Annotated in this window: 21 protein-coding genes and 1 tRNA gene; 16 read left to right on the top strand and 6 right to left on the bottom strand. The window is 37.4% G+C overall.

The features are described 5' to 3' along the window. The first annotated feature begins 281 nt into the window (after positions 1–281). The 3 genes from ilvC to BP549_RS08260 all read left to right on the top strand — a co-directional run bounded on the left by ilvC (position 282) and on the right by BP549_RS08260 (position 2,205). Positions 282–1,289 carry a ketol-acid reductoisomerase gene (ilvC, locus tag BP549_RS08250; protein WP_292371625.1) on the top strand — a complete coding sequence of 336 codons (1,008 nt, stop codon included), beginning with the start codon at positions 282–284 and terminating at the stop codon, positions 1,287–1,289. A 98-nt stretch (positions 1,290–1,387) separates the two neighbouring features. Next, on the top strand, positions 1,388–1,930 hold the full coding sequence (locus BP549_RS08255; protein WP_292379719.1) for a nitroreductase family protein: 543 nt from the start codon (positions 1,388–1,390) through the stop codon (positions 1,928–1,930). A gap of 203 nt (positions 1,931–2,133) precedes the next feature. Next, positions 2,134–2,205 (top strand) — tRNA-Arg (locus BP549_RS08260). 715 nt (positions 2,206–2,920) lie between these two features. Here the strand turns inward: BP549_RS08260 and BP549_RS08265 are convergent. The 4 genes from BP549_RS08265 to BP549_RS08280 form a co-directional block, all read right to left on the bottom strand. Further along, the gene (locus BP549_RS08265) at positions 2,921–4,012 is read right to left on the bottom strand and encodes a hypothetical protein (RefSeq protein ID WP_292379721.1); all 1,092 of its coding nucleotides are present in this window, start codon (positions 4,010–4,012) and stop codon (positions 2,921–2,923) included. Positions 4,013–4,578: 566 nt separating this feature from the next. Then, on the bottom strand, positions 4,579–5,346 hold the full coding sequence (locus tag BP549_RS08270; RefSeq protein ID WP_292379724.1) for a hypothetical protein: 768 nt from the start codon (positions 5,344–5,346) through the stop codon (positions 4,579–4,581). Positions 5,347–6,417: 1,071 nt separating this feature from the next. Beyond that, positions 6,418–7,827 (bottom strand): NADPH-dependent glutamate synthase, encoded by a 1,410-nt coding sequence (gene gltA / locus BP549_RS08275; RefSeq protein ID WP_292379726.1) that lies wholly within the window; start codon positions 7,825–7,827, stop codon positions 6,418–6,420. Positions 7,828–7,844: 17 nt separating this feature from the next. Continuing rightward, positions 7,845–8,690: a sulfide/dihydroorotate dehydrogenase-like FAD/NAD-binding protein gene (locus BP549_RS08280; RefSeq protein WP_292379729.1), complete on the bottom strand. Its 846-nt coding sequence runs from the start codon at positions 8,688–8,690 to the stop codon at positions 7,845–7,847. 573 nt (positions 8,691–9,263) lie between these two features. On the opposite strand from BP549_RS08280, the gene BP549_RS08285 reads away from it, so the two are divergent. The 12 genes from BP549_RS08285 to BP549_RS08340 all read left to right on the top strand — a co-directional run bounded on the left by BP549_RS08285 (position 9,264) and on the right by BP549_RS08340 (position 21,786). Further along, entirely contained in the window at positions 9,264–9,404 is a 141-nt protein-coding gene (locus tag BP549_RS08285) for a hypothetical protein (protein WP_292379730.1), read from the top strand. 76 nt (positions 9,405–9,480) lie between these two features. Next, on the top strand, positions 9,481–9,618 hold the full coding sequence (locus BP549_RS08290; protein ID WP_292379732.1) for a hypothetical protein: 138 nt from the start codon (positions 9,481–9,483) through the stop codon (positions 9,616–9,618). 761 nt (positions 9,619–10,379) lie between these two features. Next, entirely contained in the window at positions 10,380–11,756 is a 1,377-nt protein-coding gene (locus BP549_RS08295; protein WP_292379733.1) for a mannose-1-phosphate guanylyltransferase/mannose-6-phosphate isomerase, read from the top strand. 5 nt (positions 11,757–11,761) lie between these two features. Then, a complete protein-coding gene (gene rfbC / locus BP549_RS08300) occupies positions 11,762–12,313 on the top strand; it encodes a dTDP-4-dehydrorhamnose 3,5-epimerase (protein ID WP_292379736.1) in 552 nt (183 codons plus the stop codon). A 95-nt stretch (positions 12,314–12,408) separates the two neighbouring features. Beyond that, positions 12,409–13,365 carry a dTDP-glucose 4,6-dehydratase gene (gene rfbB, locus BP549_RS08305; RefSeq protein WP_292379739.1) on the top strand — a complete coding sequence of 319 codons (957 nt, stop codon included), beginning with the start codon at positions 12,409–12,411 and terminating at the stop codon, positions 13,363–13,365. Continuing rightward, positions 13,338–14,147, top strand: coding sequence for a dTDP-4-dehydrorhamnose reductase (gene rfbD, locus BP549_RS08310; protein WP_292379740.1), 810 nt, complete (start codon positions 13,338–13,340; stop codon positions 14,145–14,147). The genes rfbB and rfbD overlap by 28 nt, the downstream gene beginning before the upstream one ends. Then, complete coding sequence (locus BP549_RS08315; protein WP_292379743.1) at positions 14,144–14,851, top strand: sugar phosphate nucleotidyltransferase; 708 nt, start codon at positions 14,144–14,146, stop codon at positions 14,849–14,851. The genes rfbD and BP549_RS08315 overlap by 4 nt, the downstream gene beginning before the upstream one ends. A 219-nt stretch (positions 14,852–15,070) precedes the next feature. Next, positions 15,071–16,555: a flippase gene (locus BP549_RS08320; protein WP_292379744.1), complete on the top strand. Its 1,485-nt coding sequence runs from the start codon at positions 15,071–15,073 to the stop codon at positions 16,553–16,555. 72 nt (positions 16,556–16,627) lie between these two features. Further along, positions 16,628–17,635 (top strand): glycosyltransferase family 2 protein, encoded by a 1,008-nt coding sequence (locus BP549_RS08325; protein ID WP_292379746.1) that lies wholly within the window; start codon positions 16,628–16,630, stop codon positions 17,633–17,635. Between the two features lie 602 nt (positions 17,636–18,237). Next, positions 18,238–19,431: a glycosyltransferase family 4 protein gene (locus BP549_RS08330; protein ID WP_292380772.1), complete on the top strand. Its 1,194-nt coding sequence runs from the start codon at positions 18,238–18,240 to the stop codon at positions 19,429–19,431. Between the two features lie 406 nt (positions 19,432–19,837). Continuing rightward, positions 19,838–20,761, top strand: a complete 924-nt coding sequence (locus tag BP549_RS08335; protein WP_292379749.1) for a glycosyltransferase family 2 protein — start codon at positions 19,838–19,840, stop codon at positions 20,759–20,761. Continuing rightward, positions 20,758–21,786 (top strand): glycosyltransferase family 2 protein, encoded by a 1,029-nt coding sequence (locus BP549_RS08340; protein WP_292379752.1) that lies wholly within the window; start codon positions 20,758–20,760, stop codon positions 21,784–21,786. Before BP549_RS08335 ends, BP549_RS08340 begins: the two co-directional genes overlap by 4 nt. A gap of 2 nt (positions 21,787–21,788) precedes the next feature. Here the strand turns inward: BP549_RS08340 and BP549_RS08345 are convergent, their stop codons facing one another. Together BP549_RS08345 and BP549_RS08350 are read right to left on the bottom strand one after the other, a co-directional pair. Continuing rightward, positions 21,789–22,844, bottom strand: coding sequence for a glycosyltransferase family 4 protein (locus BP549_RS08345; protein ID WP_292379754.1), 1,056 nt, complete (start codon positions 22,842–22,844; stop codon positions 21,789–21,791). Positions 22,845–22,923: 79 nt separating this feature from the next. Continuing rightward, positions 22,924–24,018 carry a glycosyltransferase family 4 protein gene (locus tag BP549_RS08350; RefSeq protein WP_292379757.1) on the bottom strand — a complete coding sequence of 365 codons (1,095 nt, stop codon included), beginning with the start codon at positions 24,016–24,018 and terminating at the stop codon, positions 22,924–22,926. A 78-nt stretch (positions 24,019–24,096) separates the two neighbouring features. Here BP549_RS08350 and BP549_RS08355 point away from each other — a divergent pair, with 78 nt between their 5' ends. Next, entirely contained in the window at positions 24,097–25,251 is a 1,155-nt protein-coding gene (locus tag BP549_RS08355) for a glycosyltransferase family 4 protein (RefSeq protein WP_292371669.1), read from the top strand. Positions 25,252–25,257: the final 6 nt, after the last annotated feature.

Genomic DNA, 25,257 nt, shown 5'->3' on the forward strand with positions numbered 1-25,257 from the left:
AATAAGGGACAGGTAAAGAAAAGTAGCTGCTTAATTATTTTTTACAGATTGGGGTAGCCGGAAGCGTTTTAAAACCCTCGAAGCTTCATTAAAAGTAGGCCTGAGTTTCAAGCATCTGCTGGAACTTCAAAAGCTGCCCCTATCCGAAGAAAGCAACTTTCTGAGAATCGATATAAAGCAACTTAATTCTCAGGGAAGTGAACGGATTTCATAATAATGTGCTTCCCGAAAAAGATAAGGGGCTTTGCTCAAAACTGAAGAATTCATCAGGAGAATCAAACATGGCAACTATAATTTATGATAACGAGACTACTTTTGATGCACTTAAGGACAAAACTATCGCAATAATGGGCTATGGAAGCCAGGGTCACGCTCACGCCCGCAACCTCCATGAGTCCGGGCTCAATGTTGTTGTTGGGCTTAGAAACGGCAGTTCAAGCTGGGCAAAAGCCGAAGGTGACGGCCTGAAAGTTATGACCGTAGCAGAAGCTGCAAAAGCTGCAGATGTTATCATGGTCCTTCTTCCGGACGAAAAACAGGCCTCGGTCTATTACTCTGAAATTGAGCCAAATCTGGAAGCCGGCAACGCACTTGCTTTCGCACATGGTTTTAATATTCACTATAGCCAGATTGTCCCCCCAAAGAATGTTGATGTTTTCATGGCTGCTCCCAAGGGCCCTGGTCACATTGTAAGAAGAACCTATACCGAAGGCATCGGAGTGCCAGCTTTGATTGCAGTCTACCAGGACGCAACCGGAAATGCCAGAGACATTGCTCTTTCTTATGCCAAAGGAATCGGTGCAACCAGGGCAGGTGTCTATGAAACCACCTTCCGTGAGGAAACCGAAACCGACCTTTTCGGAGAACAGGTTGACCTGTGCGGAGGAATCTCGTCCCTTATCAAGACCGCCTTTGAGGTGCTTGTTGAGGCAGGATACCAGCCTGAGATGGCCTATTTCGAGACCTGCCACGAAGTTAAACTCATTGTTGACCTTATCTATGAAGGCGGGCTTGAGAGAATGTGGCATTCGGTTTCTAACACCGCAGAATACGGAGGTATGACCGTTGGCCCCAGGATCATTAACGAGGAGTCCCGTGAAGCCATGTACGAAGCTCTAGCAAGAATCCAGAACGGCGAATTTGCCAAGGAATTCGTGCTCGAAGGCATGGTTAACCATCCTGTACTCAAAGCCATGGAACGCCAGGAAAAGGAACACCAGCTTGAGGTTGTCGGAAAGCAGATCCGTGCAAACATCCCCTGGCTCAACAAGAAGATCGATGACGACTGATCACGACTGATCTATTCTGTAATTTATTCTATAATTGACAGCCTGCATAGAGAAAGTTCATTAAGCTAGAAATAGAAAATCAATCCGGAGGAGAATTAATGCCAGTAACAGGGGAAACCAAAGTCATTGACACTATCCTTAACAGACGAAGCGTCCGGGAGTTTACGGACAAACCTGTTAGCAAGGAAGATATCAACATGATCCTGAACGCAGGGCACTGGGCTCCTTCCGGGTTGAACAACCAGCCCTGGCGTTTCATTGTTATCCGGGATCGGGAGACTATCCAGAAACTCTCGAAATGTACGCATTATTCCGGTATTGTGGCAGGGGCGCCTCTGCTTATTGCTACTTTTCTTGACAATGAAACCTCTTACAACAGGACAAAAGATGTCGAGGCAATAGGAGCTGCAATCCAGAATATGCTCCTTACTTGCTGCGAACTGGGCCTTGGCGGAGTATGGCTTGGAGAAATCCTGAATCAAAAAGAAGAGGTCAATTCCATTCTGGGATGCCCTCCAGATCTTGAGCTAATGGCCGCTCTCGCAATAGGAGAACCAGTTCCAAAGGAAAGGACCTCAACACGCAGGGCTCTTTCCGAAATAGTATATGATGAAAAGTACGGCCAGAAGTGGCAAGAGTAAAACTATCCTGGAAATTCCAGGCTAAGTTTTCTTTTAACCCGTTCCTATGTAATTTGAGGATATTCCAGTTAAAGGATATTCCAGTTAAAGGATATTCCAGTTTCGTTAAGGATTAAGTTTATAAGCTATTTAGCACTATAACCAGCCAGTTAGCTGATTACAGTTTTATCTGTCAGCAAATCGGTCATAGTTTTTTCACTAAAAGGTCTGTAGTGTAGAGGATATCACTGGAGCCTCCGGAGCTCCGAACCTGGGTTCGATTCCCAGCAGACCTGTTTTTAAAAATTGGTTCAAGATTCGGTTTATTTTTTTATACTATTTGTCAGACAGAAAGTATAAAATATGAAATAAAGAGAATGCCTGAAATAAAGAGAATATAAGTTTTGAGGGGGTAACTTAATGGCTAGAGGATTAAATCGTCGCTTTCTGCGTGCTGGAAGAAGGATATCTTTAGTTCAGTTAATTCTCATAGCGATAATACTGTACTTTTTGCTGAGGATTCTTTTGCCTCTTATTTGGACTCTCATTTTAATCATTGTATTAATCTTACTATTAAAGGTAGTGCTGGAAAATTTTTAATTAACTGTTGATGCATTTTAGATATTTCTGAACTTCTGGATGTTGAAACGTTTTATTTAGAAACAGAAGTAAATTAGTACACTAATTTGACAGATCCTGTTAATTGGTACAGTATTTTCTTACAAAAAACACATTGCATTGACACATTACATTGTGGTAAAATGAACTATGTCAAAATTAATAAACACAAGAGTATATTTGAATTGTATGAAGAAAACAGAAGCCTGAAGCCCATTTATACATTATAAAATGTATGCTTTTGTCAAATTAAGGTTAGTAACTATACACTGAATAGTTACGTTACTTTAACCATTAGTTTTTAAGTCTTTAGGTGCAAATCCTAGTCCATTAGAAAATTTTTATTTTAGTTGCACGACCTCGAATTCTATCAAAAAAAGAGAATCCAAATAATCAAAAATATTTGTTCTGGAGTTGCTTTTTCCTGAGCTTCCATCCTCCATACAAACAAGTCAAGCTTCCTAATAATCCAAAACCTGGAATAAAGTTATTTTTGCTTGGTTTACCCCCATTGTCAGATTCAGACTCATTAATGCTTGAATTGTTAGGTTCTTTTATGGTTTCTTCTTCAGGTACCAACATAAAAATAACCGGAAAATCAATTACATTTTGTTTACTTGCTTCTTCGTCAATGATCTGGTAGACCTCTTTAACTATAGTATTCTTTTCTTCTGAAGGCAAAGTTTCGTTAATTCCTATTTCTAGTCTTGTCCCCATCCCGTATGTTATTATCTGACCTCTTTCCATATATGGAGCGATTTTTTCATGGGACGCACCAGCAATCGTAGACAGTTTATTCGTCCACTCAATTATCTCATTTTGGTCTCTTAACAAAGGAATTTTCCCATAAGCTGCAATAGTTCTATGTGAGGGCATGGTCGGTTTTCGCTTCATTACTTCTTCAAGAGTATACACATCTGACTCAGAAAGATTCTCTGTACTTTCTCCAAACCAGTACCAGCGATTTATGTCTTCCAGTGAAATTTCCTCCCTATAAGTTCCATACCCAAATTCTACTGGAATATCCTGTATACCCATCTCTTTTGCAGAATCATCTACTAGAGAGTATATCTCATTCATTAACGATTCATCAACATTGCCATACTTGAACAAAATTACAAAGTACCCCTTGGCATTAACCCCACATGACATTAACTCGCCATGAGGATACATGTATTTGGAAACAACTGTATCTTTTATTTCACTGCCAAGCTTTTCAAGGGTAGAATTCCAGTTTTCTTTTTGATTATTAGTTTCTAGTACAGGAAGTTTGCCATATCTGGTAATTACAGTGCTTCCTTGTGAGTATAGGCCAAAAAAGTAAGTATAATAGTCAAAATCTGCATTACTTACTTCTGAATTTTCAGAATAATTACCTTCTTGTGATAGCCACACTGAATTTTCAGCAGACGCAGGAAGCACTAAGACAACAAAAAAAAACAGCAGTAACATTATTACTAAACCAGTTTCACATTTTTTAATCATACAACTGCTCCTTGCTTAATTAACCAGAGAACAAAACAAATCCTAACTATTTAAAACGAAAAATCCAGCCACTTCAAGCTTTTAAAGCTAAATGACAAATTCATGTGATTAAGACGGCCTGCTGTAACAGTTTATTATATGCGTGATTAAGATTATAATTAAATAAGGAATGAGAGATTCTACTAAAGATACAATAATTGTTGTTATAATAGTCAAAAAGTCAGGATTCATCAATTGGAAAGTATTAAATAAAAAAACAATAGCAAAGCAAGCGATAAACAACTTTATTTTTCTTGATTTTTTTATCATGATAATTCACACCTCTATTAATTCTAGTTTTGATAAAAACTGATAATTCATTACTACATCCATAGTTTCTGTTTTAATTTAATCATCCTTTATAATAAAAATTTCCAAATATTTTTTACTGTAGAGGATTTCATGATAATTTATAAGCTTTGTATCAATTTTTGAAAAAAAATATTGAGAATTCTTTGCTTAAAGTTCTCAATAACTATCTCACAATTCGATATTTTGTTTTTATAATATCTTCGCTAAATATATAATTAGACCACTTCATAGGTACAATGGACATTTCCAAATTGGTCGCATGTTGATTTAACTGTAATATATTTATCCTGAATAATTACACCGACACCATTATATTCAAATCCCCAATGGAAATTTCCTTTGCCATAAATTTCGGATTTAGGAGTATTAGCATAATTATACCCACCTTCTTTCCAGTTACTAACCTGCCAAATACTTGCAGTACCTCTTGTGTACCATGAATCTATATAATAAGCCTTTACAGTAGCGGGATATACATTATACCCATAATACCCTTTTGCGTAGATACTAAACAGTCTCAGACCATATATATCATAAAAACTTGCGGATGCTGTTTTTGTAGAAGTATACTGGAGAGGAACAGAGCTTATTACTTCAGTAGTGCTTTTAGTTACTGTTTTATCATTTGCTTCTTCCTCTGCGCCAGTGATGTAGAAATAACCTTCATTTGTAAACGTTATATTTGATCCATCTTCTAGTTTATACGTCCTTAGATTATTTTTGTTTGAGATAGTGTTTTTCGGTACAAGATTACTTTCTGAAATTTTATCTTTATTTGCTTTACAATAATTCGCAATCACATCGTCTGTATGCAAATTTTTGGAATTAGAGTTTAGCGCATCTATTAAACCTTGCTCCACTTGAGAAGGTTTATCACTTATTTTCAAATTTTCTTGTGCATTTACAGTTGATACAAACACCGTGAAAATAAGTAACATTGCCAAAAGAAAAGTTCCTATTCCTATATTTTTCTTCATTATCATTTGTCTAACTCCTGTTTTGTTTCGCAGGAGGCAGGATCAGTTAAGCTAAGACTTAAATATACGCAAAGCTAACATAATCATGCCTCATAGGGCGCATTTTATGGAGTTCGGATGGCACTGAAAAACTACATTTAAACTCCATAAACTCCTTGTTATTAGATCTTTATAAGTTTTATTTGTAAAGTATTAAAATATGCTATTTTCATACTTATTTGAGTATACAACTATTTTCTGATCTTTGATTGTTCGAAGATTTGCACAGAAAAAAATATATATGAGCAGATTGCCGCAAGTAAATTCCGAGCTTATCAATAAAAATTGAACATTTCTTTATTTAGGAGTCGGTTCCGTTGCAAAAACTTCAGAATAAGCATGTAAATCTGTAAGTAATGAATCAAAATCAAAATATTCAAGGAAAATGTATCAATATTACAGAATTATTCTTACAGAACTATTCCAAATAATTGATTAATGTATTTGACTTTAGTAAAATTAGAGTAAGAGCGCACACAGGAAATAAAGAAAAGACCCTGATTAAGAAGAACTGCAAGAATTGCAATCAACCTTTCTATGCTGATAATCCCAGGAAAGAAACTTGTAGTTCGAAATGTAGAAGCGCTTTTTCAAGACGAAATTAACAAGTTCAGTGAAACAAGCTTTGTATTTGATTTTTGAGAAAGCGCCAGACATAAGGAGATATTAAAGCAGCAAATACAAGAAGCAAAGCAAAAACAGTTATTAAATTATTGTCATTTAACCATTGGAAAAAACCTGTAACATGTTCGTTAAAACCGGGACATCGTTAAATAGGTTGTCATGTTCTTGGCGCTTTTGCTCTTTTAATTTTAATAGCCTGCTTAAAGTGTGCTTTTCTAAATTCGGCTATTCTACATGTTATAGGAATATATCATATATATGACCGATTACTCTAATTAAACGCAAAAAAAGTATGAGAAACGCATAGGCACTTTTTATATATGTTCTGTTAGCGTTTTTACTCACTCAAAAAGTATGTGAAAATACGATTTTATTGTTTTTTAAACCTAAAAAAGAAACCAGATTAATCTGGTTTCATTGTTCTTTCAAATACTCGTCAATTGCTTTTGCAGCTTTTTTGCCTGCGCCCATTGCGCTGATCACGGTTGCTGCGCCTGTAACCACGTCTCCACCTGCAAAGACTCCACACTTGGAGGTTGCACCGGTTTCTTCATCTGCAACGACAGTGCCCCTTTTATTCTGATCAAGGCCTTCCGAGCCTTTGAAGATCATGGGGTTAGGAGATGTGCCGATTGCGATAACCACAACGTCGGCAGGGATTGTGAATTCCGAACCTTCTACAGGGACAGGGCTTCTTCTGCCGGATTTGTCAGGTTCACCGAGTTCCATTTTAATGCATTCGACTGCAGTAGCATTGAACTTTTCGTCGCCGAGGATGCGGACAGGGTTTGTAAGAAGCCTGAAAGTTATGCCTTCTTCTTTAGCGTGCTCGATTTCTTCCCTTCTGGCTGGCATCTCGTCTTCCCCACGGCGGTAGACTATACTGACTTCTTCAGCACCAAGGCGAAGAGCTGAGCGAGCGGCATCCATTGCCACATTTCCGCCTCCGACCACGACAACATGCTTTCCCAGCCTGACTCTGGTATCATATTCAGGGTCATAGGCTTTCATGAGGTTTACACGGGTCAAGAACTCATTTGCGGAGTATACGCCGTTGAAGTTTTCGCCTGGGATTCCCATAAAGCTCGGTAGACCTGCGCCCGTGCCCAGGAAGACAGCATCGAATTCGTCACAGAGATCGTCCAAGGTCTTGATCCTGCCGATTATGTAATTGGGCTTGAACTCCACTCCGAGCTGCTTAATGTATTCGACTTCCTGCCGAACAGTTTCTTTTGGCAGCCTGAACTCAGGAATGCCGTAACTCAGCACTCCTCCGGCCTTGTGGAGGGATTCAAAAACAGTTACTTTGTGACCCAGCTTTGCAAGATCTGCTGCGGCAGTGAGACCCGCAGGCCCAGAACCTACAACGGCTACTTTCTTTCCTGAAGGCTCCGGAATTTCAGGAACCTTTACTCCCTGCTGGCGCTCATAATCAGCGCAGAAACGTTCGAGTCTTCCGATAGCAACTGGCTGTCCTTTCTTTCCGAGTACGCAGAGAGATTCGCACTGAGTCTCCTGGGGACATACACGGCCGCAGATGGCAGGAAGGGCGTTTGTGCCTTTAATTTTCTCTATTGCTCCTGCAAAGTCTTCCTCGCATACAAGCTTGATAAAGCCTGGAATATCTACGTTCACAGGGCAGCCTTCAACACATTTTGGTTCCTTGCAGGAGAGACAGCGGGAAGCTTCGACAAGAGCATCTTCTTTCGTGTAACCGAGAGCTACCTCATAAAAGTTCTTTCTGCGCTCTTCCGCAGGCTGTTCTGGCATCGGGGTCCTTTCTTTCTTTGCTTTTGCGGTTTTTTCTCCATTTAATTCTTGCATTTTTCATCCCCTCCTTATCAGTGTAGTCCGCACCTGCATTTCTCTTCGTATTTTTCCACAGCTTTTGCCTCTTCGCCGCGGTACATTGCAAGCCTGTTCATAAGTTCAACAAAATCGACTTTCCGTGCATCAAATTCAGGCCCGTCAACGCAGGTAAATCTGGTTTTTCCGTCAACTGTAACCCTGCAGCCGCCGCACATACCTGTCCCGTCTACCATAATAGAGTTGAGGCTGACCAGAATTTCAACATCATAAGGAGAAGCTACTCCTGCTCCTACTTTCATCATTATCGGAGGCCCAATGATCACGACTCTTGCAACCTCTTCACCACTGTCCAGAATCTGTTTCATTATGTCGGTCACAAACCCATGGTGCCCTTTTGAGCCGTCATCGGTTGCAATATACAGTTCGGAGCTGGCATCTTTCATTTCATCTTCGAGGATAAGAAGATCCTTGTTTCGGGCACCTATAATGGAAATTACCTTGTTGCCAGCTTCGCTATACGCCTTTGCCAGGGGATAAGCCGGGGCAACTCCTACCCCTCCTCCTACAAGGATAACAGTACCGAGTTTCCTTACATCGGCAGGGGTGCCAAGAGGCCCGACGAAGTCTTCCAGAAACTCACCTGCAGAAAACTTTGCAAGCTGTTTTGTAGTCTTGCCCATCTCCTGAAATATTATATTTACTGTGCCCTCGCCTTTGTCAAAATCAGCAATAGTAAGGGGGATCCTTTCCCCCTTTTCATCAATTCTGAGGATTATGAACTGTCCGGCTTTTGCAGCCTTTGCCACGTCAGGGGCGTCTATTACCATCCTGTGCACTGACGGAGCGATTTCTTCCTTTTTCAGTATTTTATATGCCATGAGATCACATTTTCCTGGGTAAAAGCGATTTTTTTAGAGTAAATGAATAGATAAATTTTGATATCGCGGATCTCCTCGCGGATTTTTTCTTAGACCCGAGCTTTTCCGCCTGGACGTTCTCCTTTACTGATTAATGGGATATATAATCTCCCAAATAATTTTAGTTATTTTGTCTGTCTGGATCATTTTTTATTGAATTGTAAGTGCCCTTTTTGCCAATACTTCCTTTTAAAAGAGTCTGAGTATTCTTCAACTTTTTGGCCATTGTTGCAATAATTTAATAAATCTAGTGGGTATAATAAATTAAGGGGTAATCCCTGAACAGATTATATCAGGAAATTGATTGGCGGAGAGGAGGGATAAAGTAAACTCAGTGCAAACTATATCCAGATAGACAACCGAATTTTATGGCCGTATTTGAACTTGAAAATTTAAAAGCTTTGCCTGAAAGAGAAATTTGTCCGCTGTGTTGCTATAAAAAGCTCAATGGCTGTGAAATCTGGATGATTTCGTTCTGACAGGCAGAAAAGGAAATACAAGCGAGAAATTTATACATATACGGGGGTTAATCAAATGCCTGAAGAAAAAAGAGAAGGTACAAAGGGAGAAAAGTTAGAGGAAAAGAAAGGGGAAGAAGTAGCCGACGTCGATCCTATTCATCCTACCGAAGCACGGGGTGGCAAGAAGAGATCGCTCCTTGACACCTGCAAATAATTTCACTTATTTTTACTTTTTTGCCGGGATAAATTAAAAAACGGAACGATCAAATGAGCTATAGAAGGGATTGCTTATGGTACAGAAAACTGAGACTAAGTCTCCGGGCCCGATGGGAAAAGAGGTCAAGACAATGAAGAAACCTCTCATAAGCTGTGATAAATACGATGAAGAAGAACGAAAGGCCCTTTATGGAGAAGAAAAAGAGTCTTGAACACTTTTTAAGTCAGGAAAGGAAGAACAAAGGAAAAATTCCAGATAAAGGTTCTTTATTGAACCTTTGCGCCCTTTTCCTTCCACTTTAAGCATTTATTTCTTTTAGCTCACTGTTCTCCTCTTTGTTTTCTTGATCCTTTACCCTGCTTTATCTACCAGATTCCATTGTCCTACTTTTTTCTAGGTTCCTTAATTTTAGTTCTCGTTTGCTGGAAAACAGCTATTGCACCTGTGATGGTACTTCTCCTACATATAAGGATCAGAGAACAGTTTCAAAGCGCCTGAAAGCGCCAACTGAAAGCCTGTACTTAACTGAAAATATCAATGTAACTAAAAGCACAATATAAATGAAAACATGGATAACTGAAACATAATGTAAAATAACTGAAACATAATGTAAACGAAAACGCAGGTGTAACTGGTATCTTCGAAAAGATATACCAGCAATCAGTAATAATCTCTTTTAAAAGAATACTATACCTGCCATGCAGGGGATGAGTAGATTCAATGTTTTCCTGTGCAAAGATTATTTAATGACTTTCATTATATATTGCTCTAATCCTGTGCTTTCAGCGTATCTGCACCCCTCTTTATCTAGAACTTAATCTGTTATAGGATGAATTTAGTTGACTATAGGATCCAAGTTATTATAGAACTAATAATCTGCTATGAATTTAATCAATATAGAATCTAATAAAATCTGTATACCTTCAATTTGATTATTAAGATGGCATCCATTTTAACCAATATCTAAAGGAGATGACAGGTATAAAATCAATAATTCTTGCAGGCGGCTCAGGAACACGACTCTGGCCTCTCAGCCGAGAAATGTATCCCAAGCAATTTTTAAAGTTTGGAAGTACGTCTCTTTTTCAGGAAACCGTCCTTCGGTGCCTTGAAGTATCTGATATTTCCGAAGTTTTTGTTGTAACGAATGAAGCTCAGAAATTTTTCGTAATCGGGCAGATTGAGGAAATAGGGTACTCAATCCCTCGAGAGAATGTATTAATTGAGCCCGAAGGCAAGAATACTCTCCCTGCAATCTTCTTCGGAATGAAAGAAATTGAAAAAAAATATGGGCACTCTGTAGTTGGAATCTTTTCTTCGGATCATGTCCTTGATAAAGGTGCAATGCAGACAATTGCTTCGGCTGAAGAGCTTGCTTCGGATTATCTGGTTACTTTCGGGGTTGTTCCTAATTTTCCTCATACAGGATATGGTTATATTAAAACCTCAGAAGCCTGCGGGCCAGGTTACAAGGTTTCGGAATTCAGAGAAAAGCCGGATTTGGAAACCGCAGAGAAATATATTCAGGAAGGCTGCCTCTGGAACAGCGGGATGTTCCTTTTCGACACAGCACTTTTCTTTGAAGAAGTTAAAAAACACGCACCGCCTGTTTTCACCTGCTTTGAAAACGGGAAGGATATCAATGAGGTTTATGCATCTGTGGACAGGGTTTCCATTGATTATGGAATAATGGAAAAATCCGATAAGGTCGCAGTTGTAAAACTTGAGCAGAAATGGAGCGACCTGGGAAACTTTGCGGCAATTTATGACGAGTTTGAAAAGGATCCTGTAGGAAACGTAATCCATGAATGTGATCCTTTGCTGCTCAACTCCGATGGAAATCTCGTATATTCGAGTTGTGGTAAGCTTGTTTCACTCATTGATATAAAGGACATGGTTATTGTCGATACCAGTGATGCTCTGTTAGTCTGCCCTAAATCCAGCAGTCAGAAGGTAAAGGAGATTGTCTCAGCTCTTAAAGACAGAAACGATGAAAGAGCATACATAGGACAAACCGTCTATAGGCCCTGGGGTTCGTATACCTTACTTGAAGTATCTCCAAAGCATAAGATCAAAAATATCACAGTACATCCCGCCCATAAATTGAGCCTCCAATTGCATTACCATCGCAGTGAGCACTGGGTGATTGTTAAAGGTATGGCCTGCGTGGAAGTAAGCGGACAGCAGTTCTTCCTGAGACCGGGAGAGAGTACTTTTATCAGTGCAGGAGAAAAACACAGATTGTCCAATCCCGGAAAAATCCCGCTTGAGATTATTGAAGTGCAGTTAGGGGAGCTTGTAGACGAAGCGGATATTGTCAGGTTTGACGATGTCTATGGGAGGAGCTGAGAAGTGTGAAAATAATAGATACTAAAATAAGCGATCTTTTTGTACTCGAGCCTAAAGTCTTTGAAGACGACCGGGGTTATTTTTTTGAAAGTTATAATAAATTAACGCTGGATAACCTTTTAGGAAAAGAATACTCTTTTGTTCAGGATAATGAGTCAAAATCTTCTTATGGGGTAATTCGTGGTCTACACTACCAGCTGGCTCCTTTCAGTCAGGCGAAACTTGTAAGAGTTTTGCAAGGGAAAGTATATGATGTTGCAGTAGATCTAAGGAAAAATTCTCCTACTTTTCTGGATTGGATTGGGGTTGAACTTTCTGCTGAAAACAAAAGGCAGTTTCTAATTCCTAAAGGCTTTGCCCATGGATTTTCCGTACTGAGCGAAACTGCCATCTTTCAATACAAATGTGATGAATACTACCATCCTGAGGCTGAAGCAGGAATTATCTATAACGATTCGTCGTTGAATATTGACTGGAAGATAAAAGCTGAGGATATAAAGAGTTCTCCGAAGGATCTGCTACTCCCAAAGTTAGAAGAAGCTAAAATGAATTTTTAAACTTGGGCAAATTTTAATCCATCAGTCTTAATTTATTGGTACGTATTTTTTATTAACGTACCAAATATTTATTACCGTACCAAGGGGTGACCTAAATGAGACTTCTGGTTACAGGGGGCTGCGGATTCATAGGCAGCAACTTTATTCGTTACATGCTCGAGAAGTATCCCAACTACCAAATTGTAAACCTTGACAAACTAACCTATGCTGGAAATCCAGCTAACCTCAAGGATATCGAAAATAACCCCAATTACTCTTTTGTGCAGGGGGATATCTGTGATTTCCGAGTTGTCAATGAAGTAATGAAAAAAGTCGATTATGTTTTGCATTTTGCAGCTGAAAGTCATGTTGACCGCTCAATTGAGGACGGTTCGGTTTTTGTCAGGACAAATGTGCTTGGAACAAATACTCTTCTACAAAGTGCGCTTGCAAATAATATCAAGAAATTTGTCCATATCTCAACTGATGAAGTATATGGCAGTATAAAAGAAGGTTCTTTTACTGAAAAGGACAATCTGAACCCTTCAAGCCCTTATTCTTCAAGCAAAGCAGGTTCCGATCTTCTTGCAATGTCCTACTATACAACTTACGATCTGCCAGTTTGCATAACTCGGTGCACAAACAACTTCGGGCCTTATCAGTACCCTGAAAAACTAATTCCATTTTTCATCAGCAGATTGATGGAAGGCAAAAAGGTTCCTGTCTATGGCACTGGCCTGAATATCCGGGACTGGATTTATGTTGAAGATCACTGCTCTGCAGTCGATTTTGTCCTTCACAATGGGAGCAGTGGAGAAATCTACAATATAGATGGTGGAAACGAGCTTACAAACCTTGAAATCACTCACCGTATTCTTAAAATGCTTGGTAAAGACGAAGCTTCAATCGAATACGTTGAAGATCGAAAGGGACACGATTTCCGTTATTCGCTCGATGGTAGCAAACTTGAGAAAATGGGCTGGAAACCAAAATATGATTTTGATACTGCCCTTGAGCAAACAGTCAGATGGTATGTGGAAAACAAATGGTGGTGGGAACCATTAAAAAGTTAATTATCGGTGCCGACGGGATGCTTGGATTCGATCTTTGCAAAGCGTTTCCAGACGCTGTGAAACTGACACATAAAGATATTGATATTACAGATCGAGAGCAAGTGCTTAAATCCATACGAAAAGTAAACCCGAATCTGGTAATAAATGCAGCAGCCTATACTGATGTTGACGGCTGTGAAGACCATCAGGAACTTGCACTTAAGGTTAATGGGTATGGACCGGGGTATATTGCTGAAGCCTGCAATGAGATAGGTGCAACCCTCGTACACTTCAGCACGGACTACGTATTCGATGGGTCAAAAAAAGAGTATATAGAATCCGACACTCCTGATCCTATTAATGTGTATGGTCGTTCAAAACTTCTTGGTGAACAGAAAATTGCAGAAAATCTGGAAGATTATAGAATTATCCGAATTTCCTGGCTTTTTGGTACGCATGGAAAAAACTTTGTAGAAACAATGCTGAGATTATCCGGTGAGATGGCTCAGGTCAAAGTTGTTAATGATCAATTTGGGAAACCCACCTATACCGTAGATCTCGCGAATAAGATCATGGAGATTGCTGAACTTGAAGCCGGGATATACCATGTGACAAATGAGGGTATATGTTCCTGGTATGAGTTTGCATCAGCCGCCATAAGTAATACTGTTCCCTGTACAAGTGAGGAATTTCCAAGAAAAGCCAGGCGTCCAAAGTATTCGGTTCTTGTAAATACTAAAACTAACCCTATGAGGCATTGGAAAGAAGCAATTAAGGATTATCTGAAGGAGAGAAATGCATGAAAGGCATAATACTCGCAGGCGGTACCGGCAGCAGGCTCTACCCCCTGACTAAAGTTACAAATAAGCACCTATTGCCTGTTTATGATAAGCCAATGATATTTTATCCAATACAAACTCTCATTAATGCAGGTATCAAAGAGATAATGATCGTATCCGGTCGAGGTCATGCCGGACATTTTCTTGAGCTTCTTGGATCAGGCGCAGATCTTGGGGTTAAATTTACTTATGAAATTCAGGAAGAAGCCGGAGGGATCGCACAGGCCTTAGGCCTTGCAGAGCGTTTTGCGGATGAAGACGATGTAGCAGTGATCCTTGGCGATAATATTTTCCAGGACAACATTAAAGAGGACGTCTCAAACTTTAGAGGTGGCGCCAGAATTTTCTTAAAGGAAGTACCGGATGCCCACAGGTTTGGAGTAGCTGAGCTTAATGGTGACAAGGTAATAGGAATCGAGGAAAAACCTCGGGAGCCCAAAAGCAATTTTGCAGTTACCGGTCTTTATATATATAGTAATCATGTATTCAAAATCGTTAAAACCCTCAAGCCCTCTGCGCGAGGAGAGCTTGAGATAACTGATGTCAACAATTATTTTGTTAATAATGGAACTATGGAATATCGTATCCTAGATGGTTTCTGGAGTGACGCAGGCACCTTTGAAAGTCTATTGAGGGCTAGTTTGTTAATTGCAGGTGAAAAAAAGTAAAAGGGATAAATAATAACCTGAGTCTTAGATTCTTTTAAAGGATAGTTATTAACTAAAAGAATTAAGTTATGAATTATTTAGCGGATAATTATTTTTATTTATTCTAACTTGCAGTATTAGAATTAGTATCTCTCGTGTGTTTAAAGTCCGAACTCAAGATAATTTATGTCCAGTGTGATTAATGGAACATAACTATAATACGCAATTGATCGTTAGACCATGTTTAACATAGCTACTATTTTCTCGAATATATTAAAGATAGACACTATTCAGCGCCAGAGCATAATAGCATTATTTTGGCAGATTGCTTTTACAGCCATAGGTTTCCTAAGCACGATGTATTTTGCACACACTGTAGGAGCAGCAATTCTCGGCTCATATTTCTTATTTTTAGCATACTATGGTATTACAAGCATGTTTATGGACGGGGGATTTGGTGGAGCTGCAATTAAACGTATCAGTGAAGGTGAAGAACCTGATGCGTATTTCAGCGCATATTTTATGCTGCGATTAGTGTTTACTATAACGGGAGTACTTATTTTGCTCTTACTTAAAGACTACTTTTCGGACCTTAATGGGTCAGGAATGTTTGTCTGGCTGCTTGTGGCATTATTAGTCTCAATGGTTGTAGGTCCTATCTCCACTGGGGTTTCTGGCCAGGGTAAAATGGGGATACGAAATACCTGTGAAGGCATAAGCAATATCTTACGAGTTATATTACAGGTTCTAGCAATATACTTTGGGTACGAAACTGGAGGGCTTGCTGGCGGCATGGTAGCTGGAATGATTGGGGCAGCTATCATCGAATTCCGGTTTTTTGATCTGCATTTTGCGCCTTTCAAATGGGATCATATAAAAAGTCTATCTGTATTTTCTTTCTGGCTATTTTTAACAACTAGTGGAGCGCTCGTATTTTCACAAGCGGATACTGTACTTATTGGATATTTTATGGATACTGAAGATGTAGGTATCTACAGGATAGCACTCCAGTTTACGTCTGTTGCCACATTTAGTTCATACGCTATAAGAAGTACACTTTGGCCCAGAATAAGCCAGTGGGGTAAGGCCAATGAGATTTATCTTATAGAAGAGTCTCTAGCTCGTGCAATAAGCTACTCTTTACTACTGGCAATTCCAGTATTTGTGGGCGGGGTATTGCTTGGAGACCATTTACTAAATTCTTTCTATGGTCCAGAGTTTGTACAGGGCTATTATACATTTGTAATACTTCTTGCCGTACAGATAGTAAATGTATTTCAATATTTTTTTACAATGTACTTGGATGGACTGAATTATCCTAAAGAATCGTTTAAAGTTACGGCAATTGGAGTTGGAGCAAATATTCTCCTGAATATAATATTAATTCCTTTTATGGGTATAAATGGCGCAGCTATCGCAACTCTGGCAACAATGACACTAAATGCCTTACTTGCTTGGCAAGTTTTATCAAAATATATGGTAATCCGATTGGAACTCAGTTGTTTGCTAAATATTGTAGCAGCTTCGGTCATAATGGGATTACTTATTGAGTTGTATTGTTTATTCATGCCTCTATCCAATATATGGTTTACAGTAACCCCAGTTATTTTTGGAGCGTTGATATATGGCTTCTTAGTGTTAAAACTAGATAGAAAAGTGTGCGATGAGATGAGACATATTGTGGAAAGGGTAGGTATAGGCTTTATCTGGCCAGACTGGCTGTGAACTGACGTTGGACCAAAATACTGTTAACACAATCAGTAATTCTAGTACGTATGAATAAAAAAGGGATCTTTTATGAATATTGACGCTCCTAAAGTATCGGTTGTCATGCCTGTATATAAAGGTGACAAACATCTTTCAGATTCAATAAATAGTATCCTTAATCAAACATTTTCCAATTTAGAATTTATAATTATTTGTGATGATCCAACTGATGAAACGCGTAACATTCTTGACAAATATCAACAAAATGACTCTAGAGTAAAGATTTATTATCAGGGACGGCAAGGATTGGTTAATTCACTCAATAAAGGCATCTCCGTTGCAGAAGGAGAATATATTGCCAGAATGGATGCAGACGACATCAGTTTACCAGATAGATTGGAAAAACAAGTTGAATTTATGAACAGAAGCCCTGAAATTGGAATATGTGGTAGCTGGGTTAAAACTATTGGAGATCTCTCAGGGCTTGTCTGGATATTTCCGTGTGATCACGAAACTATACAATCGAGAATGCTTTTTGAAACCGTAATTGCTCACCCGAGTATAATCGCAAGAAGGGATCTGTTTTTAAATAATGGGTTTGCTTATAAGCAAGAAGAACTGTATGCTGAGGATTATGGGTTATGGGTTCGTGCTGCAAAAGAAACAAGACTAGCAAATATACCTAAAATTCTGCTACATTACAGAATACATGAGTCAACTTCAGACAGAAATAAGCAGAAATATGTAGCTAATAATATCAGGCTCGCCCAAATTAAAGAATTGGGTATTAACCCAACAGAAGAGGAGTTTGAAATTCATGAGGCACTTAGTTATTATGTCATCCGTCATAATAGAAAATTTATACTTGAGGTAATCTTTTGGCTTGAAAAATTGAGAACCTCTAATTTTGAAATGAAAATATATCCTGAACCTGCTTTCTCGACTGTCCTGGGACAACAATTATACTTTGTCTGCAAAAATTCAACATATTTAGGCTTTGACTCATGGAATTTGTTTAATGAATCTAAACTGAGTAAATCAGTAGGCTTATCAATTGCTCAAAAAACTAAATTTTTGCTAAAGTGTATAATTAAATAACTTTAAAAATATGAAAACTTTTGTTTTATTTAAAATTGTTAAATTATTTACGTTTGGATTTAATTGCCAGGCTGTTAGAAATGCTATTTACATTTGTAGTCTACAGTATGAAAGGTAAAAATTAAGCGGACTCTATCCTCTTAAATCAAAGACTTAAACAAATTGTTTAAATCTGCAACAAAACAGTATTGGAATCAATTTACTAATAAGTAATCAATCTCAGAATCAATTCATTATCAATGAGTAACCTGTCCCGGTATCAATTTATTACCAATGAGTAATAATTTCAGAAATGGATTTTTATGACTAAAGACCCAATTAGTCGTCAGGAATAGAATCTTGGGGCGTATTTTTAAGATTATTTCTTGAACAGATATAGTTATAGTTTAGATTAAATTTTTGAGATCAATTTTGACTTCTTAGCTACCATGGTGTATAATGTTTAAAATATATGAAGCATTTTAAAATATACGTTTCCTTATCATAAGTAAAAATAATTATATTCGTGGATATTGGACTAAATACTTAAGTACAGATTTAAAATAAGTACAGATTTAAAAACCATATTAAATCTATTTTGTAATGGTGGACTATATTTGAAGATGGATATCCTATATATGCGCATTAATAATTTCTTAGAAAAAATGTTTCAACCCCTAGAAGTACCTATAATACTTACTGGCAGACTTGTAGGCTTCTTATTTATTCCATTTTTCAGATCGCAGTTTTTTTTCTTATTCCCGACTTATCATATAGGGGGAGCTGAAAAGGTTCATCTTAAAATTGTTCATTGTCTAAGAAAGTGCAATCCTGTAGTATTTTTCACTAACAGATCAATAAATTCAGCACTGAAAAACCAATTTATTCAAAGTGCTAAAATATTTGACTTAGGTCATTTTAACTATTTTGACAATCGTGTATACATTAATTTTTGGGTTGGTGTGTTATGCACAATTATAAATAACAATAAAACTTGTGTGGTATTTGGATGCAATAATGTGCTTTTTTACAAGTTAATTCCATATTTGAAGCCTCAAATTTGCTGTATTGATCTCATACATGCTTTTGGGGGTGGAATAGAAGATGTTAGCCTTCCTTACGTAAATAGATTAAACAAAAGAGTTGTAATTAATAAACGTACGATGAATGACTTAAAGAATCAGTACCGCTTAAACGGTATAACTGAAAAAATGAATGAAAGAGTATTTTTAATCGAAAATTGCGTAAAAATTCCGGAACTAGTTAGAAGGAAAAATAATAAATCTACTTTAAAAGTTCTTTATGTAGGTCGCGGCTCTGAAGAAAAGCGAGTTAATTTAATAGGAAAAGTTTCTCATCTTTGTTATCTAAGTAATTTGCCAGTTGAATTCACTTTAGTCGGCGACGTCAAGGATTCAGTGGACGAACAGTACAGAAGGTATTGTAATTTCCTAGGCGAGCTGGCGGATGAAAAGCAAATCTCTGAAATATATAGTAATTCAGACATATTGCTACTTGTCTCGAGTAGAGAAGGTTTTCCTTTGGTTATAATGGAAGCAATGGCTCATGGTATTGTAACTATAAGCACTGATGTAGGAGGCATTTCAGAGCATATTTGTAATGAACACAATGGTTTTCTTATAAAGAATGAAAGCGATGATCTTATAGTTAAAAATGTATTCGAAGTTTTAAGTAAACTTACTTTAGATAAAATTTTGATGGATAAAATCTCTCACGAAGCTTACGAATATGCAAAAACAAATTTTAACTGTAATAAATTTTGTTCTGAATATAAAAACCTAGTTTGGGGTAAGTAATCGTTTTAACCTTTGGAAACGTGACTTAAAAGTGAGTGCTTGATTCGGCAAAATGGATAAATGAATAAATTCATACAAAAAAACTAGAAGAATGAATATACTACGACTATTGTTAAAGCTTAAATTATATAAATAATAAATAAATAAATAAATAAATAAGTTAAATAATTTGCTTATAAAATATCAGCTTCAGTCGTATTAGAGCTTTAGTCATATTAGATATTCCTATAATAAAGCCGTGAGCCTAGTTCCATTTCTATGCACATGAAAATCTCCTGCTAAATATGTGTGTAAACTTGGATAGTTAAACATAAACTCTAACATTAATAGTTAAAATCACCTGATTTGGCAGCTAGTGGAATCAAACTTATATGTTTAAATTTTTGGAACTGGGGAAGGAAATAATATGTGTAATCAAAATCCAAAAGTAAGTGTAGTTATCCCAACATATAACAGAGCTCATTTATTACCCAAAGCTATTCAGAGTGTTTTGAATCAAACTTACCAGGATTTGGAAATTGTTCTTGTTGATGATGGCTCGACAGATAATACTGAAGAAGTCATAAAGGATTTTAAAGATGAGAGGATACGGTATATAAGACATAATCAAAACAAGGGGGCTTCAGCAGCAAGAAACACTGGAATTAGAGAATCAAGAGGAAAATACATTGCATTTCAGGATAGTGATGATGAATGGTTTTTAGATAAACTTAAGCAACAAATAGAAGCTTTTGCTGATACTTCTCCAGAAGTTGGAATTGTTTATTCTGGATTTTACAGAATCGAAGCTGATAAAAAAATATATCTGCCAAATGATCATCTACCTCAAAAAGAAGGAAACATACATAATGAACTTCTTGAAGGAAATTTTGTTGGAACACCAACTGTCCTTGTAAAAAAAGAATGTTTCGAAAATAAAAAATATTTCGATGAAAATCTTCCTGCCTTAGAAGACTGGGAGTTATGGATCGAGCTCTCTAAATATTATCTATTTAAATACATTAATAAGCCTCTTTTATGCTCATATTCTACGCCCAACAGTATAAATTTAAATGAAAATAATATGCTTAAGGCTCATGAAATTATTTTACTCACACATTTAGATGATTTTAGTAAAAACAAAAAAAATTTATCTGAACACTATTACGATATTGGTACTGGATTATGCTCTATTGGCGATTTCAATAATGGAAGAAATTATCTAATAAAATCTATGAAAGCGTACTATTTTAATCTTAAAACAATTACAGTTCTTTTTATATTATTATTTGGTCAAAGTATCTATTTTAAGTTTAGAGATTTACATCGAAAAATAGGGCATAGATCATGAATCCAAAAGTTGCCATTATAATTCTTAATTGGAATGGTTGGGAGGACACTATAGAATGTTTGGAATCTGTTTTTCAGATCACATATCCCTTATACGAAGTTATTATAGTAGATAATGGCTCAAAAGATGATTCTATACAAAAAATAAAAAACTATGCAGAAGGGAAAATTAAAATTAAGTCTAGATTCTTCCATTATTTACCCGAAAATAAACCGATTTATGTTAGAGAATATTCTAAAGATGAGCTAGATACCTCAATTTCAATAAAAGAAAACATTAAAAATCCGGTTTCAAGAAAAAACCTGATTCTTATAAAAAACGATGACAATTATGGCTTTGCTGAAGGAAACAATATTGGCATTAAATTCGCTTTAAATAACCTTAATTCGGATTATATTCTATTACTTAATAACGATACAGTTGTTGATCCTTATTTTTTAAATGAACTAATAAATGTGGCAGAAAGTGACTTGCAGATAGGAGTATTGGGACCAACGATATACGAATATAAAAATCCTCAGGAAATTCAATCTGCTGGTGTAAAAATTCATTGGAATAAAGGTGAAGTAATTAACCTGACACAGCAGGAAAGTAAATATTTGGACGAGCCCGAAAATATTGACTGTGTAATGGGTTGTGCACTACTTGCAAAAAGCGAACTGTTCAATAAGATTGGGTATCTGAATAAAGATTATTTTGCGTACCTTGAAGAGACTGAGTGGTGTGTACGTGCTCATAAAGCACTGTATAGAATAGTCTACGTGCCAAAAGGAAAAATATGGCATAAGGGTGGCGCTACAAGCAATAAAATAACCGGTTTTACTTTATTCCATTATACGAGGAATAAGTTCTGGTTTATGAAAAAGCATTCATCAAAACAACAATATTTTTCGTTCTTAACTTACTTTTTTGGATTTCGTGCCTGGATGGTCATTGGTGGCATCTTATACCGTCAAAAAAGTAAGGAAATTTTGCCATCTTTTATTTCTTTCTTGAAAGGAATAAGGGACGGGGTTCTGACTTAAGGTTACAATTCTTTATATACCTTTAATGTTTTTTTTGCTGAACTATCCCAACTAAACATTTTTGATCTTTTCAGTCCTTTTCTGACCAACTCTTCTTTGAGATCATCATTCTGTAGTACTTCGTACATTTTTTCAGCAAAATCCTCAACATTATAAGGATCTGCCTGAATTGCAGCATCTCCGACAACTTCCGGTAGTGAGGAGGTATTTGATGTTATTACCGGGGTTCCACATGCCATTGCTTCCAGAGGAGGTATCCCAAAGCCTTCATATAAAGAAGGGAATACGAACAAATCCACAGCGTTGTAGATATCTGCTAGTTCGGTTTCTGATACATATCCCGTAAAGATAATATTATTCTGTAAGTTCAGAGCCTCTATCTGTTTAAGGAGCTTTTTCCTTACGAACAGGTAATTTGGGGTCCCTACTTTCAACAGTTTTACATTAGGAATTTTTGCTTTTAATCTGCTGAATGAATTTAGTAAAAATTGAAGATTTTTTCTAGGTTCTTCAGCTCCAACATATAGGATTACTTTCTCAGCTTCTCCTATCCTGTATTTATTTAAAGCTGTTTTATTTCTAATTTGATAGTATAGACTGTGGTCTACCGCAGGGGGTATGACTTCTATTTTTTCTTCTGGATATCCTATGTATTTACTAATATCCTGTTTAGAGAATTCGGAGACCGTAATTATTTTTTCTGCTTTTCTCAATCCTCTTGCATTAAGTTTCCAGAGAGGGTTTAGAGTCTTGTAATATGCTATAGGTATGATATCATGGCAGGTAACAATGGTTTTTTTCATATCAATTAATTCAAGAAGAAATGCCATATCTTGCCGAGTTATGTGCTTAACATTATTCTCAATTATTTTCTTCTTTACAATGAACGGATATGCAGAATATTCAAAAATCTTGTTAATTCCGGGAATTTTAGATATATTAGGATATTCTATCCGATTTAATTTAACATTATCTAGCCTGTTATGGATTTCACTTTGATATTTTGACATCCCGAATATTTCAACTGTTTTCAGGCCATTTATATAATCAATTTTCATAGTTCAGTTCCCCAAAAACCCGGAATTCTTTATAAAGTTTCTTGATTTAAAAGAACAATCTGTTATTACCTTGAATAATTTAGTCTTTATTCTGCAGGTACTCTCTTTCAATTCTGGCTGAAACTTCATTCCAATCCATTATATTTTTGTCTATCCTGAAGTTTCCATTTTTTTCCTCTCTCATGATCTCCTTCAGTGCTCTGGCTACTTTCTCCTTTGAAACGGGGTTTTCAATCCCAATACAATTCTTTCCGTCCACAAATTCCTCAAGTGCACTGCCTTTTGCCACAATACACGGAACTCCCGCAGCAAGAGCCTCAGCAACCGTTATTCCATATGCTTCGTGAGAGGAAAGCATCAAAAAGATATCCGCACCTGCATAGCATTCAAGCAGTTCTTTCCTGGAAAGATCTTTTAACCATTCAACCCTTGCTTCCACCCCTAAACTTTTTGCCATACTACGAAGTTCAGATTCGTACGGACCCTTTCCGACGATCCTCAACCGGAAATCCTGAAGTTCAGGTAAACTCTGGATAATATACTGTATCCCTTTATATTCTTCCAGGCGACCCACATAGAGAAGAAGCTTTTCTCTTCTGGCTTTCTTTTTTGACTCTTTTCCCGGCTGCTTTAGATTTTCGAATTCTTTAAGATTTATGCCATTAGGAATTTTTATGGTTTTTTCGGCAACCTTAAAATCCGATTCTACAAGTTTCTTTTCATACTCTGATACACATATCACCGAGTCAGCTCTGGAGAAGATCATCTTCCCAAGAAGCCTATAAGGTTTGTGCAGTAAGTCCCGAAACGCAGTATGGCCGTGTCGGTGATAATGCGGCGTAAATACCAGTTTTCCACCATGCCTTTCCAAGGATGCGAAGAATGCAGGAAACGCATGATAACTGTGTGCATGAATTACATCATAATCGTGCTCTTTAAGATAGGTGTAGATTTGGGGAGCTAAATAATACGCATTTCCAGGAGCAAAAGATCTGAACCTGAGAACTTTTACTCCGTTTACAATCTCTCGCTTACTCAATTTTCCCGTGGGATCAGTTGTTATGACCTCAACATCATGTCCTGCTTTAACCAGCCTTTCACTAATTTCTCTGACATGAGTTTCCACTCCCCCTATATCAGGGTAGTAACGGGGACAGATCTGGGCTATTTTCAAGGCTGAACCTCTTTTAACTGGAACCTATACGCAGTAATGCATTAGCTTAATATAAAGATAATGTGATAGTTTAGACAAATGACATCCAACAAACGCATTTGCATAGTCGGACCTTCGAAACGTTTTTTAAGCGGTATCAGTTATTACACTATCCGTCTGGCAAATGCCATGTCTATGGAAAAAGACGTTTCAGTTGTCTGCTTCCGACAGCTGCTTCCAACTTTTCTGTTTCCTGGGAAATCCCATGTTGGAAAAAATATTTCCGATCTGAATTTTTCACCCGACATTCCTGTTTTTGACGGCATGGACTATAACAACCCTCTGACCTGGATTCAAGCGTACAGTTTTCTTAAAGCACAAAAACCGGACATCATAGTTTTGCAGTGGTGGACTTCTTCGGTTGCACATATGCAACTTCTGCTGAAGCTCTTTGCCGGTTTGCTGAATAAACCGAAAATCATAATAGAATTTCACGAAGTGGTGGATCCGTTTGAAGAATCAATACTTCCGATCCGTTTATACTCGAAAATAACAGGAAAACTGCTTCGTAAAAACCTTGATGCATATATTACTCATTCAGAATCCGATAAAGAGCTTGTTGCAAAAAGATATTCTATTGCCCCTGAAAAAATCCATGTGATCCCGCACGGGCTTTACGACCAGTACGGAGAATTGCTTGATATAAAAGAAGCAAGAAAAAACCTCTCAATAAAGGACGATTTTGTTATTCTTTCTTTCGGTTTAATTCGAAAATATAAGGGAACTTCCTATCTAATTAGAGCCTTTGAACAGCTACCTACCGAGATTATCGAAAAAAGCCGGTTGTTAATTGTCGGGGAAATCTGGGAAGATCGAAAGGAATTGCTTGGCCAGATAAAGGCTTCTCCCTTTTATAAACACATTACGCTAGTAGACGAATACGTTCCTGATGACAAAGTAAATGTATATTTCAGTGCTGCAGATGTGGTAGTTCTGCCTTACTTGAGGGCTTCTCAGAGCGGAATTGCCCATATCGCCATGTCCTTTGGAAAACCTGTTATTGTTTCTGAAGTAGGCGGCTTGAAAGAATCGATGGCTAAATATGAAGGAACTTTTTTTGTTCCGCCAGGAGATGTCGATTCTATCAGAAAAGCTATTCTCAACCGGTTTGGAGAAAGAAAGCATTACGAAGTTCCGGACCAGAAATGGGATAGAATTATAAACTGTTACATTGAATTAATACAAACTATGTAATTTTCT

It is taken from the genome of Methanosarcina sp. UBA289, from assembly GCA_002496565.1.
Classification (GTDB): Archaea; Halobacteriota; Methanosarcinia; order Methanosarcinales; family Methanosarcinaceae; genus Methanosarcina.

Excerpts from the sequence above, each read along its gene's own strand:
- ilvC (WP_292371625.1), top strand. The coding sequence starts at position 282 with ATGGCAACTATAATTTATGATAACGAGACTACTTTTGATGCACTTAAG.
- BP549_RS08255 (WP_292379719.1), top strand. The coding sequence starts at position 1,388 with ATGCCAGTAACAGGGGAAACCAAAGTCATTGACACTATCCTTAACAGA.
- BP549_RS08265 (WP_292379721.1), bottom strand. The coding sequence starts at position 4,012 with ATGATTAAAAAATGTGAAACTGGTTTAGTAATAATGTTACTGCTGTTT.
- BP549_RS08270 (WP_292379724.1), bottom strand. The coding sequence starts at position 5,346 with ATGATAATGAAGAAAAATATAGGAATAGGAACTTTTCTTTTGGCAATG.
- gltA (WP_292379726.1), bottom strand. The coding sequence starts at position 7,827 with ATGCAAGAATTAAATGGAGAAAAAACCGCAAAAGCAAAGAAAGAAAGG.
- BP549_RS08280 (WP_292379729.1), bottom strand. The coding sequence starts at position 8,690 with ATGGCATATAAAATACTGAAAAAGGAAGAAATCGCTCCGTCAGTGCAC.
- BP549_RS08285 (WP_292379730.1), top strand. The coding sequence starts at position 9,264 with ATGCCTGAAGAAAAAAGAGAAGGTACAAAGGGAGAAAAGTTAGAGGAA.
- BP549_RS08290 (WP_292379732.1), top strand. The coding sequence starts at position 9,481 with ATGGTACAGAAAACTGAGACTAAGTCTCCGGGCCCGATGGGAAAAGAG.
- BP549_RS08295 (WP_292379733.1), top strand. The coding sequence starts at position 10,380 with ATGACAGGTATAAAATCAATAATTCTTGCAGGCGGCTCAGGAACACGA.
- rfbB (WP_292379739.1), top strand. The coding sequence starts at position 12,409 with ATGAGACTTCTGGTTACAGGGGGCTGCGGATTCATAGGCAGCAACTTT.
- rfbD (WP_292379740.1), top strand. The coding sequence starts at position 13,338 with ATGGTGGTGGGAACCATTAAAAAGTTAATTATCGGTGCCGACGGGATG.
- BP549_RS08315 (WP_292379743.1), top strand. The coding sequence starts at position 14,144 with ATGAAAGGCATAATACTCGCAGGCGGTACCGGCAGCAGGCTCTACCCC.
- BP549_RS08320 (WP_292379744.1), top strand. The coding sequence starts at position 15,071 with ATGTTTAACATAGCTACTATTTTCTCGAATATATTAAAGATAGACACT.
- BP549_RS08325 (WP_292379746.1), top strand. The coding sequence starts at position 16,628 with ATGAATATTGACGCTCCTAAAGTATCGGTTGTCATGCCTGTATATAAA.
- BP549_RS08330 (WP_292380772.1), top strand. The coding sequence starts at position 18,238 with ATGGATATCCTATATATGCGCATTAATAATTTCTTAGAAAAAATGTTT.
- BP549_RS08335 (WP_292379749.1), top strand. The coding sequence starts at position 19,838 with ATGTGTAATCAAAATCCAAAAGTAAGTGTAGTTATCCCAACATATAAC.
- BP549_RS08340 (WP_292379752.1), top strand. The coding sequence starts at position 20,758 with ATGAATCCAAAAGTTGCCATTATAATTCTTAATTGGAATGGTTGGGAG.
- BP549_RS08345 (WP_292379754.1), bottom strand. The coding sequence starts at position 22,844 with ATGAAAATTGATTATATAAATGGCCTGAAAACAGTTGAAATATTCGGG.
- BP549_RS08355 (WP_292371669.1), top strand. The coding sequence starts at position 24,097 with ATGACATCCAACAAACGCATTTGCATAGTCGGACCTTCGAAACGTTTT.